At 58.7% G+C, this 3,185-nt stretch carries 5 protein-coding genes; all 5 read left to right on the top strand.

The window, feature by feature from the left end:
* The coding region (locus tag AACZ55_RS15840; protein ID WP_229992983.1) for a lytic transglycosylase domain-containing protein at positions 1-580 on the top strand (580 nt) is incomplete at its 5' end.
* Positions 570-1,379, top strand: coding sequence for a type IV secretion system protein (locus AACZ55_RS15835; protein WP_339647639.1), 810 nt, complete (start codon positions 570-572; stop codon positions 1,377-1,379). The genes AACZ55_RS15840 and AACZ55_RS15835, both read left to right, overlap by 11 nt.
* Before the next feature lie 3 nt (positions 1,380-1,382).
* Positions 1,383-1,871 carry a hypothetical protein gene (locus AACZ55_RS15830; RefSeq protein ID WP_089852529.1) on the top strand — a complete coding sequence of 163 codons (489 nt, stop codon included), beginning with the start codon at positions 1,383-1,385 and terminating at the stop codon, positions 1,869-1,871.
* A gap of 2 nt (positions 1,872-1,873) precedes the next feature.
* Positions 1,874-2,875 (top strand): type IV secretion system protein, encoded by a 1,002-nt coding sequence (locus AACZ55_RS15825; RefSeq protein WP_339647635.1) that lies wholly within the window; start codon positions 1,874-1,876, stop codon positions 2,873-2,875.
* Positions 2,876-2,877: 2 nt separating this feature from the next.
* Positions 2,878-3,138, top strand: coding sequence for a VirB8/TrbF family protein (locus tag AACZ55_RS15820; RefSeq protein WP_339647633.1), 261 nt, complete (start codon positions 2,878-2,880; stop codon positions 3,136-3,138).
* The last annotated feature ends 47 nt before the right edge of the window (positions 3,139-3,185 follow it).

Raw genomic sequence — 3,185 nt, 5'->3', positions numbered from 1 at the left:
GATGCCGGGCACAGCATCGGATCTCGGTGTGAACCCGTATGATCCTTGGGAAAACCTGGACGGTGGCGCACGCTACATTCTCACGCAACTGAACCGCTTCGGTCGGATCGATCACGCTCTGGCGGCCTATAATGCAGGTCCTGGCCGTGTTCTCGAGTATGGTGGTGTGCCTCCTTTCGAGGAAACCCAGACCTACGTCCGGCGCATCAACGGCTATTACAACGACTATCTTGGCACCATCACCGGCGTCGAAATGACGGGGTCACTGGCGGGCTTCGATGGCACCTCGGCCGCCTGGGGCAACTGGGCGGATGCCTCGGTCGGCTATGGCGCCTACATGGGCACACAGATCGATCAGGCCATGACGAGGATCGCGGCGCTTTTGCGTGAAGATCCGCCCCGTAACGCAAAAGAGGCGCTGGACCGCTCCACCTATATGCTTGCTGAACGGGCGCGGCTCATGGCGCTGACACTGCGTCTGCGCGCGGCCCACGTGAAAGTCGAAGCGGCACAAGGTTTGACCGAGGCCGCCGATCACCTGGAGCAATCCACTTTCTGGAGGTATTCCGATGAAGGCTGAGACCCGCCTTGCCGCTATCCTTGTCGCGGGCACGCTCATGGCGGCCCACCTGCCCCCTGCTTTCGCTCAGGGCGTGCCAGTGATCGATGGATCGAACCTCGCGCAGAATATCGAGCAGCTGCAGGCCGCGCTGCGCGATGCGGAAAACCAGCTTCAGCAAATCGAGGAATTGCGCACCCAGATCGAGCGCCTCACTGTTATTCAGGGCCTTCTTGATGACGTCCTGGGTTCAATTACCGGCCTGAATGAAATCGCAGCCCTTTACAACGATGTGGAGGACCTGCGTGCCCGCGCCCAGAAGATCACCGATCTATCGGGTTTCATGGACAGTCTGTCGCTCGGGAATTTTGACAGCCTGCTGGACGATCTGCTCGATGGCGACGTCACCATGGGAGAGCGCCGGGCCGCCGATGCCATGCGCGAGACGATGGCCAGTGCGGGGTTCACCTCGGAAAAACTCACCGAGCTGAACGACGCCGGGAACCCGCAAGGCGCTGCCATAGCCGATCTGGCGGCTGCCAATGCCATGGTTATCGGGCAAGCCCAAATTTCCTATGAGGAAGCCGCCCAGAGCATCGAGCGTATCGATGGGCTGGTGGAAGCGATTGGCGAACAGGAAACGCTCAAGGAATCGATCGATCTCAACACGCGTATGGCCGCAGAGACGAATTACATGCTGGGCCAGATGTGGCGCCTGAATGCCGCCCAAGGCTTGGCGCAAGGTCAAAACGGCATTGATTTCGCGGCCGAGCAGGCCCGCACACGCTCCTTCTTTGATTTTTCCGGCGCCGAGGACTGACCCTTGAATACATCACTCAAAGCACTTGCAGTTTTCATCGCCCTGGCAGGCAGTGCCTGGGCGGAAGACTTGCAAGACCTGCCCGACGATACGTTGCTCGGGGAGGTCGTCACTGCCACCGAAAATGGGGAGGAAGAACGCCTCCTCGATCTCATGCGCGAGGTACAGGCAAGAGGGCTCTTGATGTTCCCGAAGCCGCAAACCTGCACCTTCAGCTATCCGGACACTGAGTTTTTCGGCAACGAGATTTTCCGTGGAGCGGTTCGATGGGGCTTCGGCACCGACCTGAGAGAGCTTGCAATGTCGCAGGGCTTCTGCGGCTGCATCTATGATCTCGGGTCGCTCGATGCGTTTACGCAGGAACGAATTGGCAAACCGGCGCAGGATGCAACTACCAGCGATTTCAGCGTCTTTCGCAAATACCGTCGCAGCGATTGGTCAGATGTAAACGAGCGCTATCAGAACTTCCAATTGGAGCGGTGTGGTAGTTAAGGATGGCCATAATCGCTGAGGTTCTGGCATTGGTAGATGCCACTGTCGCGGGCGTGGCAGCTGACACGTATGCTGATACGGTTGCCGCAGTACGCCCGGTTGTACAGACCGCATCTGCGTTGGTGGTCGTTCTTGTAGGCGCAAATGTGGGTCTGCAAGCCGTGCCGCTCTCGGTTTCCACAATCGTGTCGGTAGGGCTGCGCATTGTGCTGGTCAATGTGTTTTTGATCTACGCAAACCTTTCTGTTCCGTACGAAGCGCTGACAAATGCTCCTGCCGAACTTGGTGCAGGTATTCTCAACTCCCTCTCAGGTGGTGATGTCACAAACCTTTATGACGGCATAGACGATCTCTACTCCCAAGCCCTGAATGTCGGGCAGGCGATCAGCCAGAATGGAGGCTGGCTGGCCGGTGCCATGACCAGCGTGGTCATGTTTCTTGTGGCCGCCGCCATGGCGACGATCACCATCATCGTTCTGTCGGCCGCCAAGATCATGTTGGCGGTATTAATCGCCATCGCACCTGTGGTCGTGGCTTGCACATTATTCAAACAATCGGCGCCACTGTTCGAGGCATGGGTCAAACTCGCCATCGGTTTTTCCTTCGTGCCGCTTTTCGTGGCTGCCATGGCTGGCTTCACCATAGCGACGGGTGAAGCTGTCGCGCCTGATAGCCTCGACAGCGTCGAAACACTCGGGGACGCGATTTCGTTCGTCGTGGTGATGATGATCGGCGCTGGCCTGATGTTGCTCGTGCCAACTTTCGCGCAAGGGCTTGCCGCCACGAACATCGGCCTCGCCTCGATCGGTGCAAATGCCGTGCGGATGCCCGGGAACGCGTGGCGCAATACCGGTGCCGCGATCCGGGGCGGAGATGACATGCGACGGGGCTTCAATGCAGGACTTCAGGGACAAGGCGTCTCCGACCGATCGTCCAGCGCGGCCCGTGCCGGGAGCTATGCGGGCGGTGCGGTCAAGCTCGCCGGAAAGATGAAGAAGGGATAGTCATGAGTGATTTCGATATCGATTTGGTGATGGGTCCGCGCCGGGCAGCGCGCGCCGCATGGATCGTTGCGGGCTGTTCCTGCGCCGTATCCGTGCTGTTGGCCCTGACCATTACGGTTATGTTGCCCCTGCGCGAAACCGAAGTGTTTACGGTCCTCGTCGACAGCACGTCGGGTGCAGCAGAACGCATCTACCAGGTTCAGCCAACCGGTATCACCGATGAGGAAGCGATCAAGGAGTCCCTGCTTGTCAGCTATTGTTGATTGTCACTGAGAACTGACCCGGTATTTTCACCGAGATTTGACCCACC

This window comes from uncultured Pelagibacterium sp. (assembly GCF_963972885.1).
In the GTDB taxonomy this organism is placed as follows: domain Bacteria; phylum Pseudomonadota; class Alphaproteobacteria; order Rhizobiales; family Devosiaceae; genus Pelagibacterium; species Pelagibacterium nitratireducens.
This window is presented reverse-complemented; position numbering and strand designations above follow the sequence as displayed.